Genomic DNA, 14083 nt, shown 5'->3' with positions numbered 1-14083 from the left:
TTAAAAAGTGAGTGGGATTCAGTATAATTAAAGATAAATAGAGCACTTAATGATTGTGCGTGACTGAAATTGGTTTTTTTGTTTAATAATTGTTGAAATTGATTTGTTTTGGTTATACTATCCTTGTTGTTAAAAAAAGTTTTGTATTTAACAAAAACTTCACCTACTAACAATTAACGCAGGATTTCATAATGAATAACTACAATCAGTCTAAAAAAATAGATAGCACTGAATCGGCTATTCCACACTTTAAACAAAAATCTTTAGCTAACCGAATTGCTTCTATTTTATTTGCTGGCGCTGCTATTAGTGCATTTTCTGGGGTGAATGCATTTGCAGCAGAATCTGAACAGGCTCAACAAACGCAAAATCAGACAGACACTGAAGCATCACAAGATGATGAAGAAATGGAGCTGATTCAAGTTTCTGGTATTCGATATAGTCAATTAAGTGCTCTAGATCGTAAAAAGAATGCCGGCACTATGATGGATTCATTAGTTGCTGAAGATATCGGTGAATTTCCGGATAAAAACGTAGCAGAAGCACTTCAACGTGTATCTGGTATTCAGCTTGAACGTGATATGGGTGAAGGTAGCTCGGTCAGTGTTCGTGGTGTTGAATCTGGCCTAGTTCGGGTTGAAGTCAACGGCGTTACAGCTATGGGTATGGGTGGTAGCCGCAGCGTAGATTTCCGTGATATGGCATCTGAGTTGGTTAAATCAATAGATGTATATAAAGGCTCAGAAGCACGTATTACAGAAGGTGGTGTTGGTGGTACGATTCAAATTAATACCCGTAAACCGAATGAATTTACTGATAACTTTTTCCAGTTTAATGCGGAAGCACAATACAATACGATGATTGATGAGTATATGCCTAAATATAATTTAACTGGCGTATATAAAGTTTCGGATCGTTTTGGCTTTTTGGTGAATGTGACCGCATCTGATCAACATCAAATGTTCCATGGTTTAAGAAATACAAATTGGCAAAAATATCGTGATATAGACAATGATCCTAATAAGACTGCTCCTGATCAAGATTTTGCAGAGTATACAACGAAAGATTCTTGTTCATCTGGCGCTTTATCAGCAGCAGATGAACAGCTTTGTGAAGAGCAATGGTATGAATATAGCCCAAGTAATGCACGTTACAGTGTTTGGGGTCGTCAGGAAAAACGTTTATCAGCCAATATAGAAGCACAATATCAATTAACTGATGAATTATCTTTTGATATCTCTTATACCGATAGTAGTCGTAATAAGGTTGCAACTGATAGAAACTTCCAAGTTGAGATCGGCGATACATTTAATTCTACAGCAGATGCGGTAACAGCAGATAAAAATGTTTATAAATTAATAACAACAGGTCGAATTACTTCGGATGCTAATCCTGAGGGATATCTAGCGGGGGCGACGGTACGTAACCGTACTCTGAACTTTGATTGGGATCAAGAACGTAAGATAATGAAGGCGGGTTTTGATTACAATAAAGATGGGTTAAAAATCGAAGGTTATATCGCTCGTTCAACCACGTTTGAAGATATTGATTCACGTGATACCCAAAGTGCTCAAAATAACGTAGGTGGTATCGTTATTGAACAGGTTAAAGGTTTGCCTACTTTTGACTTTACCAATGCTTATATTATCAACCCAGATGATGAAGAGGATATTTTTAATACCTTTAATTATAATGATGGTAATCAATATACTTCACTTGATAGATTTAAATATGCACCTAGTCAAAGTGATGCTGCTGAAAATATTGCTAAGTTAGATGTCACTTATATCCCAGACTCGGACTTTTTTACAAAATTCTATACTGGTTTTATTATGACAGATCAACAGTTTGCTAATGATGGTTGGTCATATAATATTATGCAAACTGTGGGTAATCCTTACACAGTAGACGGTGTAACTAAAATATGGACGCAGGATGATCATGAGTATGTTTATGCTAATAATCGTTTTGCGACCGATAAATTTTTCCGAGATTATGATTCAGGTGTAGATATTATCGAAAGCTATATGGCGATTGATACTGAACCATACTTAGAAGCCTTATTGGAGCGTAGTGGTTATTCATCAGCAGTTTCTGCACGTGATAATCTAGATTCAGCACAAAGCCGTTATGACATAAGTGTTAAAACTCAATCTGGTTATGCGCAAGCTGATTTCGAAACTTATTTAGGCGATATGACCTTAAAGGGGAATTTTGGTGTACGTATTGCCCGTACTGAAACTGAATCTGAAGGCTATACCCGTATTCGTGTTTTAGTTGAACAGTTTGAAAAGAATGATGATGGTACACCTGTATTAGATGACAACGGAAACCGTATACCAATTAAGGGTCCTAATGGAGAGAATTTAGGCGGGGAAGAAGATAGAACAGACGATCGTTGGTTTGAAGGCCGTCAAGCTATCACAGAAGAATTTATTGATGTACTACCTAGCTTAAATATGACTCTAGAAATGTTTGATGGTTTTCAGGCGTATTTAGGTATTGCTAAAGTAATGGCTAGACCTCAAATCAATGATTTAAATATTAATGCGGATTGTACGATTCATGATTACCCTCTAGCAGGTAACTTAGCTTATGTTAATACTTGTAGAGCGGGTAACCCGGATTTAGACCCATATCGTGCTAATCAATATGAAGTTGCATTAACTTGGTATCCTGACGAGACTTCTATTTTATCTGCTGCCTATTTTGTTAAAGATATTACCAGCTATGTATTTGGTGCAGAGGTACATGAAGATGTTGATTTCTTTAATGATGGCCGAGTATGGGATGTTACTCAACAAACCAATAAACAAGGTATTACTACAAAAGGGGTTGAGTTACAGGCTTCAACTTTCTTTACTTTCTTACCTGGCTTTTTACAAAACACAGGTGCAAAAGCTAACTATACCTATATTACTGCAGATAATGTTGATGACTTTAACCCGTTAACTGGTGAGCAAATGCCGCTAAAAGGTCAATCTGAAAATTCATATAACCTTGAAGGTTTTTATGAAGATGAAGATTGGAGTATCAAGTTAACTTATAACTACCGTGATGAATATTATGCACGCGTATTTGACGGTTTACCTGTGTTTGTTGACGCTGCTGGTTATATCGACGGTAAAATTACTTACCGCTATAGTGACAACCTTAAGTTTTATGTTGATGGTCGTAACCTAGGTAAAGAAGCTAAAGTTGAGAACTCTGGTACAGGCCGTATTAACGACGTTCAGTGGTCTGGTCGCTTATTCTCAATCGGTGTTACTTACAAAATGTAATTTTAATTTACTTTAATACTATATAAAAAAGGGCACTTTGGTGCCCTTTTTCTTTTTATATTTACCTTGTGCATTTACTGCATGTATCTATGTTGTTCTGATCAGAAAAATACTTAGGTTTTTGTAAGTATTTTTGCCGCTAGATTTCGTTACTAATAAAAAATATAAATACATTATTGGGTATATTATGAAAAGATCTTCTTTAGAGTTATCTCGACGCCATTTTTTACAAGCCAGTGTTTCACTGGCCCTTGTTTCTGGTTGTAGTTCCACTTTTTCATCTGCTAAACAGCCTGTCATGATAGATACAATTACTGTTTCAGCTCCGTTTAGTATGCCCCCAATAAAAATTCCTAACTTTACAGCAGCACCCGTATTTAATATTAAAGAATTTGGAGCAAAGCCAGAAAGTAAAGAATCGAATGATAGAGCTATTGCAGCTGCTATTTCAACGGCCCATTCAAATGGGGGAGGGATTGTGTTTATCCCCGAAGGAAGCTGGCAGGTTGGTCCTATTCATTTTAAAAGTTTTGTGAATTTACATATTGCAGAAGGTGCTATATTACATTTCTCTGGTGATCCGAAAGATTATTTACCTGCCGTAAAAACAACTTGGGAAGGTATGGAGTGCTATAACTATTCACCACTTATTTATGCTTATGAATGCGTAGAAATAGCTATAACAGGTAAAGGGTTATTAACAACCCAGATGGATATTTGGACAATTTGGGGGAAACGACCTAAACCTCACATGGAAGCTTTAGCCTCACTTTATCACCAAGCTGCAAAAGGGATCCCTGTTGAAGACAGAGTGATGACTTATGAAGGTGCTAATTTAAGGCCGCATTTTATTCAGTTTAATCGTTGTCAGAATGTATTGATTGAAGATATCAATATAGAAAATAGTCCATTTTGGGTGCTTCATCCTTTTTTATGTCGAGATGTCGTAATTCGTCGAGTTAATGTTAAAGCTCATGGCCATAACAATGATGGAATTGATCCAGAAATGACCCAAAATATGTTGATAGAGGATAGCATTTTTGATCAAGGTGATGATGCATTAGCTGTTAAATCTGGCCGTAACCAAGATGCATGGCGTATAAACGTACCAACTAAAAATTTGGTTATGAGAAATTGTAGGATCAAGCAAGGCCATCAACTATTAGCTGTTGGTAGTGAACTTTCTGGTGGGGTAGAAAATGTGTTAGTTGAAAACTGTCAGTTTGATGATGGCACTCAATACTCAGGAACTGGAAATTTAATGTTTATTAAAACTAATGAGCGTCGTGGTGGTTACGTCAAAAATATTTATATGCGTAATGTTAAAGCACATAATATAGGTGGTGCGCCATTAGCTGTAGAAACAGATGTACTATACCAGTGGCGTAATTTAGTCCCTACTTATGAAAAACGTCTGACACCGATAGAAGGTTTATATTTAGAAAATATAGAGGTAAAAACGGCCAAACATCTTTGCAAAATAGAGGCTCAAGATGAGATGCCAGTAAAAAATGTAGAGCTAAAAAATGTAAAAGTTGAGCAGTTGTTAGGTGAGAATGTGATTGAGAAAAATGTACAAAATTTAGTTGTTAGTTAATACATTTTATACTCCTACTCATTTCGTTTTATTAGTAGGAGTATAAAATTAGTCGTTAGCGCTTTTAGTCCAATTAAGTTCAGTTCTAATCAGAAAAAGCGATGGTTGATATTTAATTTCTTGTTAAGTATTGGAGTAAAGTCTGGTGGAATCTATCTGGCTGCTGAATATGCGGAGAATGACCTAAATCGGCAAATTCAACCAAAGTCGCATTCGGGATTTTTTCTGCTGCTTGCTCGCCTAAAATGTCGTATCGGCCTAATGTTTTTTGTACCGCTTTTGAGGCGTTATTTTTACCAATAGCGGTATTATCTTTTTCACCGATTAATAATAAAGTAGGTATTTTAAGTTGGCTAAACTCGTGAACGACTGGTTGAGTAAATACCATGTCGGAGGTAAGCGCCTGATTCCACGCAACTCTTTGTTTATCTTTACCATTATACATACCGGCTAACATATCTACCCATTTATCAAACTCTGGCCGCCACTGACCGACATAATAAGTATGCTGCTGATAATTTTTAATGCCTTTTGCAGTTTTATTTAACTCAGCCTGATAATTTTGATCCAGCGTTTGGTAAGGCACTCCTTTGGCTTTCCAGTCTTCTAACCCAATAGGGTTAAGTAAAATTAACTGACGGGTTTGTTGTGGAAACATTAATGCATAGCGGGTGGCTAACATGCCGCCCATTGAATGGCCCATTACACTGGCATTTTTAATATTTAAACTGTTCAGTAAGTTATGCGTATTGGTTGCAAGTTGATGAAAACTAAACTGATAATGTTGGGGTTTCGTTGATTTACAAAAACCGATTTGATCGGGCGCTATTACTCTAAAACCAGCTTGAGTTAAACGCTCAATACTATCTTGCCAAGTTGCGGCACAAAAGTTTTTACCATGCATTAGCACAATAGTTGGCGTTGGCGATGCTGTATTTTGAGGAGCAACGGCAGGAGCAATATCTAGATAAGCCATTTTTAATGCCTGACCCTGAGATTCAAACTGATAATATTTTACCGGATAAGGGTATTCAAAACCCTGTAATTCACCGCCGTATTGTGGTTGTGCAGCTTGAGCCATAGTGGTAGTTAAACAGGCTGCCCCAATTAAAAAAGCACTGAATATGTTGGGTTTGGGAAAACGCGTATTTAACTGCTGAAAAAGTCCTCGCATAATTTAATATCCTTTATCTATACAAAAAATATCTATACAACAAAAATTGATTAAGACCATAGCATGGTTAGATAGTTTCAACCTACAAAACAACTCTAACATAATGAACCGTTTGTTGGTTGCAATCACATTGTGGAGCGGGCTTTAGACCGTTTTACGGCGGCATAAATGGCGGACTCCAGCCATTTAAAATGAAATAGCAAATTGATTACGGCTATAGCGATAAATAAACGTGGCACAAAGCCGTTTATTTAGCTAAGCTTTTGATAAAATTGACCAGTTTTCAATTAATTTAACCTCAAGCCGGATAATCAGTTAGCGACAGCCTGTAAGCGATTATCCAGAACTTAGGTTAATTTCTCATATCTATTCTTGAAAGGACTTTGTATTCGGGTGAAACATTTAAAAAATAATTATCTATGTGTTTTGAGTTATTTTTTGTGGGCTGTTGTTTTATTGCATTCAATACTACTTCCCGCTTATGCGGCTGATTCTGTCAAACTTCAATTACGCTGGTTGCATCAATTTCAGTTTGCTGGTTATTACATGGCAAAAGAAAAAGGTTTTTATGCCGAAGAAAATATTGATGTTGAATTAATTGAAGGCGGGCCAAATGCCTTATCACCCATTGAAAGTGTATTAAAAGGAGAGGTGGATTTTGCGATAACAGGTTCAGGCGTGGTGATTGAGCGAATGGAAGGCAAGCCAGTTGTTGCTTTAGCGGCAATTATGCAAACATCCCCGATTGTATGGATTACCTTAAAGAAAGATAAAATTAATACCCCGCAAGACATTATTGGCCATACCGTATTAATTATGCCGCCACCGGAAAGCGCTGAGTTATTAATTATGCTGGAACGGGAAGGGTTATCGTCCAGCACACTGAATATTCAGCCTACCAGTTTTGATATCAATGATTTAATTAGTGGCAAAGCACAAGCTTACGATGGTTATATTTCAAATGAACCTTATTATTTAGAGCAGCAAGGCATTGAATACAACATTATTAATCCAAAAGACTATGGCATTAATTTTTATAGCGACGTATTAATTACCAGTGAACAACAGGCAACAGAGCAAGCTAATTTAACCATGCGTTTTAAAAAGGCGAGCTTAAAGGGTTGGGAATATGCGTTAAATCATATTGATGAAACCATTCAACTGATTCATCAAAAATATGCCCCTCAAAAAACACTGGCACATTTAAGATTTGAAGCCCGCACAATTAAAGAGTTAGTGATCCCTGAACTGGTACAATTAGGCCACATGAATCCCGGCCGTTGGCAATTTATTGCACAAAGTTACCAGCAATTGAATATGACTCAGGCTGAAGTTAATTTAGATGGGTTTTTATTTACCGAAAAAACAAAAACAGATTATTTATTAGCCGCTAAAATTGGTGGCTTTGCGAGTTTGTTATTGGCTATTGCCGCTTTTATTATTTATAAATTTAAAAAATTATCTGTTCAGCTTGCTCAATCAAACCAGCGTTTATCTCAACAAGCGGTAACCGATCAACTTACCCAATTAAATAATCGCCGAGGTTTGGAAGATAACGCCCGTAGAGTGTTAAATTTGGCACAACGTGAGGGTTTTCCTTGCTGCTTTATTATGTTGGATATCGACCATTTTAAAGCGGTGAATGATAATTATGGCCATCAGGCTGGCGATCAAGCTTTGGTTACATTTGCCAAAACCATTAGCCAATATCGCAGAAAACACGATGTTATCGCTAGAGTTGGCGGTGAAGAATTTGCGATTTTATTGGTTAACTCTGACTTAATACAATCTCATCAACTCGCACTTCAAATTCAGCAAGATATTAATAATTTAATGATTACTATTCCTAAAACGACTGATACTTTTAAAATTACTGCCAGTATGGGTATAGCCGAAGCAAGCGGTGATTTAGAATCATTTTGGATGATTGCAGACAAAGCTTTATACCAAGCAAAACATGCCGGACGAAATACATTGGTTGTCGCACAAAATTAATTGATATTTTTAGCCACTTTACCTGACCGGCTAATATGTTGGCTTTAAATTGTAGGATGGTTTAGCTGCGAAGCAGTGTAAGCCATCATATAAAACAGTGTTTAATGTGAGCAGTGTCTCGCCATAACGTGTCACACCAATCTTATATCAAACAGCTTATTCAATCTTATACTTAAAGCTAGATTTGAGCGATAACCTGAAACTAACTAGCAAAAATTTGATTTGCATAAACTTCAAATTTTATCAATCTATTTGGTTTTAATTAAAGAGTCAGGTGGAGTTGTCTAATCTAGGTTATTTTGAGCAGAATTAAAATAAAAGCCGATTTTATAACGGGGAATAAAATCGGCTTTGGCAGGAGAGGGTAGTAACCGGCTAATTTATTTACTGCCAGTTGCTTTATTTAATGCTTACTTATTTAAAAGACTCTGCTTTTTCGGCATACCAGTCGCGCATTATGTACCAAGCTTTTTTCTTTTCACCGCTTTCAGATAATAAACCTTTGCGGTTCCAATAATCCTGTACATTTGCTAACGGGCGGCGTGGTGATAAAAAGTCTTTTAAAATCCACGGTGACATACCCCGTAATTGCGCCATGTTTTCAAACATTTCTAAGTTATATTTGTAAACCGCAACCTGATTTTCTTCTGTGTATTTTTCATTTTCATCGCCATGCCAGCCATGTAATGCACCGCCACCAAACTCACTGATCACAATTGGTTTTTTATATTCAGTTACCCATTTGTAATTGGCACAATCTTTTGGTGCATCGTAATACCAGCCGCAATAGCTGTTAATACCAATTACATCTACTACGCTGGCAAGTGGATCTTCAATTTTATGGCCGTATTCTGTCGTTGTTTGGGTATTAAGTGCAGCAGTCACTAAACGAGTTGGATCTTGCTCACGAACGGTTTTTGCTAAGCTACTTAAAAAATGGTTTCTGTCTTTAGTATTTAACGTTTCATTGGCAATAGACCATAAAATAATCGATGCACGGTTTTTATCGCGTACTAACATTTCAGTGAATTGCTGTTTGGCTTTTTCTAAAACGACATCACTTTCAAACTGAATACCCCAATAGTTAGGGTTTTCAGCCCACACTAATAAGCCCATTTCATCAGCTAAACGTAACATTTTTTCGTTATGTGGATAATGGGCTAAACGGACATAGTTGCTGCCTAACTCTTTTGCCCAGTTTAATAAAGTGCGATCTTCGCTTTCGCTCCATGCACGGCCTGCACCACTTGGTTTTTCTTCATGAATTGAAATACCGCGTAAAAAGATGCGTTGGCCATTTAATAAAATATCGTCGCCTTTTACTTCTACATATCTAAAGCCAATTTTATCTTTAACGGTTTCGCCGGCATAAACTAACTCGGTTTGATATAATTTAGGCGCTTCTGGCGTCCATAATCTTGGATTAGCATTAAAACTAATTTGTGCTTCGCCTTTACTGTTTAACTTTAAACTTTGGCGCACATTTAACTCTGGAATATGCAATTCAACTGCACCGGCAACTTTGCCTTTAACACTCACTTTGGCTTTAATTTGTGGAACTTTGCCATTAACGTATTGAATACTGTAGTCATCTACATAGCTATCATTTAATTCAATTAGTTTTACTGAACGCGTAATACCACCATAATTCCACCAGTCAGTACTCATGGTTGGAATAAAATCTGGTTCACGGCGATTATTTACTTTTACAACAATCGAGTTAGCGCCGTCTACTAATTGCTCATTTACGTTAAATTGAAATGGAGTAAAACCGCCTTCGTGCGTACCAATTTCATGGCCGTTTAAATAAACGGTTGCTAAATAATTAACCGCGCCAAAATGCACTAAATAGTTTTTGCCAGACTTTTTATTAACCGTAAAATCTTTGTGATACCAGACAGTGCCTTCGTAAAAAAAGAGTTTATCGTCTTGAGTATTCCAATCGCCCGGTACTTTTAGTTTTTGAGCTGAGGCAAAGTTATATTCTAATAACTGATCAGGGGTTTCTTGTTTGGCGTTTTCATAAAATTTTCGTTTATCGCCTACATCATAAGGGTCAACAATGGCATTCCATTGTCCGTTTAAACTAATTGAATCCCTTGCATCAGGGTTTTGAATTAAATCGATAGAAGCAAATGCCCTTGCAGACAAAAATGCTATTAAGACTAGCCAATACTTCATGTTGCTTTCCTCTGTTAAAGATAAATATCAGATATTTTGAGTCACATTAGCAATCATTTTGTTTCTAAAAATATCTGGTTAATATAAAAATTATTTTAAATCAATTAGTTATCTATTGATTTCGTTGTCATTTTTTAAGTTTAATATGAGACTGTTATTAACAAAAAACACACTTGATTTACTTAATTTAAAAAATACACGTAAAAAAATAATATTGCAAGAAAATGATTGATTATGTTTATTTGTTTGTTTTTTTGTCGCTTTTACAATCAAAAGGATAAATAAATAGAAGTTTATTTATCCGTTTTAACGGGATTTTATGTTTTTGTTTGAGTGCATTTGGTTAAGTTTGATTATTTTTGTTGACCTTGTCTTGTGGATTGATCTATTATTGGGTTGTTGTAAATTTAATGTTAAATGAAATTTGACATTTTTTTGCCGAATGGATGCGGAGATTAACAGAGGTGATAACAATGAAAACTCATTATTCAAATATTGTTTTAAAACAAAGTGACAACGTTAGAAAAGATAACGTTGGTAGTGTATTAAATAAGACAAAAGTAGCCGCCCAGATTAGTTTATTACTGACGGGAGCTTACTTTGGTACTAGCGCTTCGGCATATGCTCAGCAAGCTGATAACAGCACAGAAGTTCGCAGTGTTGAAAATGCATTACAGCAAACCGAAGAAGAAGTAGAAACTATTTCTGTAACGGGTATGCGTCAAAGTCAGTTAGGGGCGTTAAACCGTAAAAAAATGTCTGACACTATGATGGACTCTTTAGTGGCTGAAGATATAGGCGAGTTCCCAGATAAAAATATTGGTGAAGCGCTGCAACGTATTTCCGGTATTCAGTTAGACCGATCGGACGGCGAAGGCTCTTTAGTCAGTGTGCGTGGGGTTGATCCTGATTTAGTTCGGGTTGAAATGAACAGTGTCGGTGCAAAAGGCACAGATGGCTCACGTGCAGTTAATTTCAGAGATATGGCTTCTGAACTCGTTAAATCACTAGATGTTATTAAAGGCTCAGAAGCACGTTTAACCGAAGGTGGTATTGGCGGCACAATTAAAATTAATACCCGTAAGCCAAATGAATTTAAAGACCATTTTCTGTCTATGAATGGGGAAGTTCAATACAATAATGTTGTTGAAGATTATATGCCTAAATTAAATTTAACTGGGGTATATAAATTTAGTGACGATTTTGGTGTATTAACCAACATTACCAGTAGTATTAAAAATACCAATGTCAGCGCAGCCCGTAATACTGACTGGGTATTATTGAACGATTATGACGGCTCGGACGAAAAAACATTTGTTAATTCTGATTATGCCAACATCACTAATGTAGATGATTGTGAAGATGCAGCTTGTAGAGAGCAGTGGTATGACTTATCACCAAGAATTCCTCGCTATGGTTCGTGGAATCGTGACGAAAAACGGTTAAGTTTTAACACCATGGGGCAATATAAATTTAATGATAATTTATCCGGCCATATTGGTTATACCTATAATAAACGTGATAAAGATTCGATAGATTATAATTTACAATTTGATATTACCGCTGATTCGAGACTAGTACCTGGCACAATAGAAGTAGATGATCGCCATATTGTTACTGGGTTTGAAGCTTCTGATTTAACAGTGATTACTAACCGAACTGTTGAATTTCAATGGGAAGAAAAGTCGGAAATGTTTGAAACCGGACTCGAATACCAAAAAGATGCTTTAAAAATAGAAGGGATTGTTGCTTACTCTTCAGCAGCACAAGAATATGAACAGCATGACGCACAGGTTAGAGCCCGCAATATTCAAGGCATTCAAATTTCTGCACTAGATAATGCAGGTTTGCCTTATATTGATTTATCCAATGCATATATGAACGACGACCCAACTCAAACGGTTGATTTTGCAGATCCTGAAGTTTGGAATAATCGTTCACGCTATTCTTTACGACCAGTACAAAATGACTCGTCAGAAGCCATGGCTAAGTTAGATTTAACTTACATTCCAGACTCAGATTTTTTCACTATTTTCCGAGCGGGTGCTCAACATATTACTGAGAAAGTTGAAAAAAATATTTGGCGTTATGACATTATTCAAGATGTGAGTACCAGAGCTAACAGTACATGGACACCGGAAGATCAACTCGCATCAGTTGAAGGTCACTTAACTATGCCAGTTGAGTTTTTTCAAGGCTCAGATAAAAAATTCCCGGGCTGGGTAGCGATTAACCCGTATACATTTATTCCTGCGTTACAAGAAACTACTGGAGACTTTACTAGCGTTTCAGATTTAGACCCTGATACTGATAGTTTTGATGTTGAAGTAAAATCAAACGCGGTTTATTTACAGGCCAATTTTGAAACTGAATTAGCCGATATGCGTTTATGGGGTAACTTTGGGGTACGTTATGTGCAATCTTCTACTGACTCTAATGGTGCCGTTACTGAACGTATTTATGTTGATGCCACAGAAGTAGATCCTGATACTGGTGAAGTTGTGGTTGTTGTTGATGAAGAAACTGGTATTCCAAACTGGGAAGAAGATGAAGATCACCCAGATACATTTGTTGGTGAAAAAACACTTAGCACTGAATATTCAGATACTCTGCCGAGTATTAATTTAAATCTAGGCATTATTCCTGAAGAGCTTATTTTATATATGGGGGCGGCAAAAGTAATGGCTCGTCCGCGTACTGCTGACTTAAACCCAAATGCAGATTGCCGTGACTATTCACGAACAACTGAGCAGCAGTTAGAAGACACACCAGTTAATCGTTGTACAGCTGGTAACCCATATTTAAACCCTTATCGTGCAGATCAGTTTGATGTTGCTTTAAACTGGTATCCAGATGAAAAATCGATTGTTGCAGCGGCTGTTTTTTATAAAAAAATGAATAGCTGGATTTTGGATGCGAATGAGCGCTTCGATATCGACTTTTTTGGTGACGGCCGTTTATGGGATGTTCGTCAAAAATTAAATGGAGAGGGCGCAATTACGAAAGGGATTGAATTACAAGCTTCGACGGTATTTTCTCAATTACCAGCACCGTTTGACGGGTTTGGGGTTAATGCAAACTATACCCGTATGTGGTCAGAAGATGTAGGTTTGTTTAACCAGTTAACAAAAGAAGAACTGGCGTTCCCATCTATGTCTAAGGAAGCTTATAACTTAACTGCATTTTATGAGACTAAAATCTGGAACCTTAAATTAGCTTATAACTTCCGTAGTAAATATTTGGCTAATCCGAGCATTCGTTCTGGTAACCCAGCTTATGTTGATGATGCCGGTTATTTAGACGCTAAATTTACTTACCGAATTAACGACAAGCTGAAAATATTTGCTGATGCTCGTAACTTGCTAGATGAAGTTAAACACGTTAATGCGGGCTCTGGTTTATCAACTGATTATCAATGGTCTGGCCGTGACTACTCAGTTGGCTTCTCGTATAAATTTTAATTAATACTAATTAAGGCAGGTAGTTCGCTACCTGCCTTTCTGTATTTTAAAAACATGCAAATTTTGCTTAGGCTAAGTCTGCATCTTTATAAATTACTTATTGGCTGAACAAATAAATTCAATTAATTTTTCCAACATATTTTTAAAAAAGGTGAAAAATGGATAGACGAGATTTTCTTAAAAAGTCGACCATAGCAGCTTCTATTCCGGTTGCCATGTCGGCTTTTAATTCGGCTCAGGCGGCTGATTTAATCAACACAGTAAAACAAAAAATTAGCCGGACGGCTGGCAAACTCAGCTGGTTAGAAGGCCAACAAACGGCTTATAAACCGGGTAGCACCTGGGGTAAACCTTGGGCGCAGGGCGAATTAAGCAAAACTCAGGCACTCAAATT

At 36.8% G+C, this 14083-nt stretch carries 7 protein-coding genes; 5 read left to right on the top strand and 2 right to left on the bottom strand.

From position 1 onward, the window contains the following. Nucleotides 1–191 precede the first annotated feature (191 nt). Complete coding sequence (locus tag N7931_RS12975; RefSeq protein WP_262794646.1) at nt 192–3281, top strand: TonB-dependent receptor; 3090 nt, start codon at nt 192–194, stop codon at nt 3279–3281. A gap of 187 nt (nt 3282–3468) precedes the next feature. Further along, nucleotides 3469–4878: a glycoside hydrolase family 28 protein gene (locus N7931_RS12970; protein ID WP_262794644.1), complete on the top strand. Its 1410-nt coding sequence runs from the start codon at nt 3469–3471 to the stop codon at nt 4876–4878. Nucleotides 4879–4990: 112 nt separating this feature from the next. Here the strand turns inward: N7931_RS12970 and N7931_RS12965 are convergent, their stop codons facing one another. Beyond that, entirely contained in the window at nt 4991–6052 is a 1062-nt protein-coding gene (locus tag N7931_RS12965) for an alpha/beta fold hydrolase (protein ID WP_262794642.1), read from the bottom strand. Between the two features lie 456 nt (nt 6053–6508). Here N7931_RS12965 and N7931_RS12960 point away from each other — a divergent pair, with 456 nt between their 5' ends. Further along, on the top strand, nt 6509–8047 hold the full coding sequence (locus N7931_RS12960) for a GGDEF domain-containing protein (protein WP_262794641.1): 1539 nt from the start codon (nt 6509–6511) through the stop codon (nt 8045–8047). A gap of 414 nt (nt 8048–8461) precedes the next feature. Here the strand turns inward: N7931_RS12960 and N7931_RS12955 are convergent, their stop codons facing one another. Continuing rightward, nucleotides 8462–10228, bottom strand: a complete 1767-nt coding sequence (locus N7931_RS12955) for a glycoside hydrolase family 2 protein (protein WP_262794640.1) — start codon at nt 10226–10228, stop codon at nt 8462–8464. Nucleotides 10229–10701: 473 nt separating this feature from the next. Here N7931_RS12955 and N7931_RS12950 point away from each other — a divergent pair, with 473 nt between their 5' ends. Together N7931_RS12950 and N7931_RS12945 are read left to right on the top strand one after the other, a co-directional pair. After that, a complete protein-coding gene (locus N7931_RS12950; protein WP_262794638.1) occupies nt 10702–13689 on the top strand; it encodes a TonB-dependent receptor in 2988 nt (995 codons plus the stop codon). A 158-nt stretch (nt 13690–13847) separates the two neighbouring features. Continuing rightward, nucleotides 13848–14083: hypothetical protein (locus tag N7931_RS12945; RefSeq protein WP_262794637.1), on the top strand; the 236-nt coding region annotated here is incomplete at its 3' end.

It is taken from the genome of Catenovulum sp. 2E275, from assembly GCF_025515275.1.
Taxonomy (GTDB): Bacteria; Pseudomonadota; Gammaproteobacteria; order Enterobacterales; family Alteromonadaceae; genus Catenovulum.
The sequence above is the reverse complement of the archived record's forward strand: the minus strand, read 5'-3'. Positions and strand labels throughout refer to the sequence as shown.

Bases quoted from the DNA above. Each gene is read 5' to 3' on its own strand.
- N7931_RS12965 (WP_262794642.1), bottom strand. From the start codon at position 6,052: ATGCGAGGACTTTTTCAGCAGTTAAATACGCGTTTTCCCAAACCCAAC.
- N7931_RS12955 (WP_262794640.1), bottom strand. From the start codon at position 10,228: ATGAAGTATTGGCTAGTCTTAATAGCATTTTTGTCTGCAAGGGCATTT.
- N7931_RS12950 (WP_262794638.1), top strand. From the start codon at position 10,702: ATGAAAACTCATTATTCAAATATTGTTTTAAAACAAAGTGACAACGTT.
- N7931_RS12970 (WP_262794644.1), top strand. From the start codon at position 3,469: ATGAAAAGATCTTCTTTAGAGTTATCTCGACGCCATTTTTTACAAGCC.
- N7931_RS12975 (WP_262794646.1), top strand. From the start codon at position 192: ATGAATAACTACAATCAGTCTAAAAAAATAGATAGCACTGAATCGGCT.